Consider the following 2,050-nt stretch of genomic DNA (forward strand, 5'->3'; position numbering starts at 1 on the left):
CGATGCATCGGCCTTCTGAAAGAGCGCCGCGCGGGCCGGATCATGGAGCATGATCTGCTTCAGAGTCTGGCCGGCGATCGAATCCTTGAACGCGACCCGGTGATCGAGAGATTCTAGGCTGTGCAGGCCGAATTCGTGCGTAAAAAGCCGCACGTCGTCGCTGTCGAGGTGTCCGAGAAACATTCGGGGTTCGCGCGGAGAGTCGTGGCAAACGGCCCAACCCGGCGGCCCCGAAAACATTCCGCGGCGCTGCCATGGTGTGTATCGAAAACCTAACGCGCGATCGGTTGCTTCACGGACTTAGCTAGGAAGCGCCACAGTGAAGCCTGCTGGCAACTCCTATCATGCGGCCGCCTGGAAATTTATGCTCGATTAATCCTAAGCGTCGGGCGTCCGAACCCGGAACTTGAACTTGCTTAGCAATGTTTGAAGCTAGTTCAGTCGCGCGCAAAAGTCCGCGTTTGGCGGGCTACTAAGCACTGCTGGGCCGGTTACGCTGCTCGCCGATACGAAAAGAGGGGTGGGCTTTGGTAGCGGGGGGAGGGGCTCTAACACCCGACAGGCGATCGACAGGACGGTGCCGCTCCTCGCGCCCTTAACTTTATCCGTTCTCAAGATTTGGAATTAGATTGCAATCTCAATCACATAAGAGTTCGCAGTTTTATTCTGGGTGGCGCGCCAGCAAAGTCAGGCACTTAGTTAGCTATCAGCCGCGTTCGTTGAACAATGGTGGAATAAGACGCTGGTGAGAGTCAGCCGGTCGCCGACGCACCTCGCTCGACTTGATCCTTGTCGAGCATCCAGAACCGCGTCGACATTTCAGGTCCGTCGCCTGGGACTGCCATCGGAGCAAGGCTTGTCTCGCGCTCACGGGCGCACGTCTCCGCCGCTTCGAGGCGATCTCGCCTCCAACTCATCCAGCCATAATCAGCGCGACATGCGGCATCGATAATCCCGCCGGTCAGAATCGCGCGTGTGGCCAGCGTCTGCTGCATCCGGCCGTCTGTTCCCGTGGCGATATCAGCCGACTTGTCGAGCCTTGGCGATATCCGCGACGGAGCGCCCGTTGTAACCCCACGATGTCGATGGAATCTCCTCGAACGTCACATAGAACGGCATCGCCGGGTTGCCGAGCACGCGGCTCAGAACGTCGGTCGTCTGCTCGATCATCATGGCCTTTTGTTCATCGGAGCCCGTGCCGGTCAAAACTTTTACGACCGCCTGAACACCCGCCAGGCCGTCGCCATCTTGCGCGACACCAGCCACGGACCAGTCGGAAGGCGCTACGGATGTCACGGAAACGACGACCAGCTCACGCTGCCGTCCGAGGATGTCGACCATAAGATCAGTGATGCTCTTGAACAGCACAGCCTTTTGCTCGGCGCTGGGAGCGACGCCGATGACGGTGACGTTGACCTGGGGCATTGGAGTTCTCCTTTAGGTTGACGCAGATGCGGATGTGTTGGTTCCGGCCGAAGATGCCGGCCTTTCAAGAATTAGGTCCCATGCTTCGAAACAGGTTTAGCGACACGCTCCGCGCTGTGGCGTTAGTCGCCAGGTCAGATGCGACGGCGACCGCCGGACTTCGATGTTGCGGCTAACCAGCCCTCGCGTCAGGCGGTTCAAGACGACGGTGCTCGTCGGAAGCCGTCGATAACGCGGTAACCAATGAGCGGTCCGACAATTGAAAGACATCAGCGAGTAGGTTGGTGATTTGCGCAATCATGTCCTGCCGTTGTTTGACGGTCAGGTCTCCGCCAACGATGTGAACGACTACAGGTGACCCCGTCGGTCGGGCCGATGTCGCAGGAGCGGCGCGAAGAGGGCCTGCAGCGATGGAGAATGCGAGCATTGAACCGGCAAATGCGAACTCACGGCGACTTAATGGCGAAGTCATGATGGCCCTCGCTACTGAGTGATGGAGATCGTCACCTGCTGCGCCGACGGCGGCGCGTCGGCGCAGCAGCAGTGCGCGAGCCGCGTTACTTTTGTGGCACGTCGGGATCCGTTCGGGCGCCCTTTTGGACCAGCTCTGGGATCTCGGAGAGGG

The 2,050-nt window shown here is 59.5% G+C and carries 3 protein-coding genes; all 3 read right to left on the reverse strand.

Translation table 11 applies throughout. The features are described 5' to 3' along the window. The coding region (locus CWO89_RS43555) for a hypothetical protein (protein WP_130584314.1) at positions 1–240 on the reverse strand (240 nt) is incomplete at its 3' end. A gap of 512 nt (positions 241–752) precedes the next feature. Next, on the reverse strand, positions 753–995 hold the full coding sequence (locus CWO89_RS43560; protein WP_130584315.1) for a hypothetical protein: 243 nt from the start codon (positions 993–995) through the stop codon (positions 753–755). A 25-nt stretch (positions 996–1,020) separates the two neighbouring features. Continuing rightward, positions 1,021–1,425, reverse strand: coding sequence for a tautomerase family protein (locus CWO89_RS43565; protein ID WP_130584316.1), 405 nt, complete (start codon positions 1,423–1,425; stop codon positions 1,021–1,023). Between the last annotated feature and the right edge of the window lie 625 nt (positions 1,426–2,050).

Source organism: Bradyrhizobium sp. Leo170, from assembly GCF_004296405.1.
In the GTDB taxonomy this organism is placed as follows: domain Bacteria; phylum Pseudomonadota; class Alphaproteobacteria; order Rhizobiales; family Xanthobacteraceae; genus Bradyrhizobium.

Bases quoted from the DNA above. Each gene is read 5' to 3' on its own strand.
- CWO89_RS43560 (WP_130584315.1), bottom strand. From the start codon at position 995: ATGCAGCAGACGCTGGCCACACGCGCGATTCTGACCGGCGGGATTATC.
- CWO89_RS43565 (WP_130584316.1), bottom strand. From the start codon at position 1,425: ATGCCCCAGGTCAACGTCACCGTCATCGGCGTCGCTCCCAGCGCCGAG.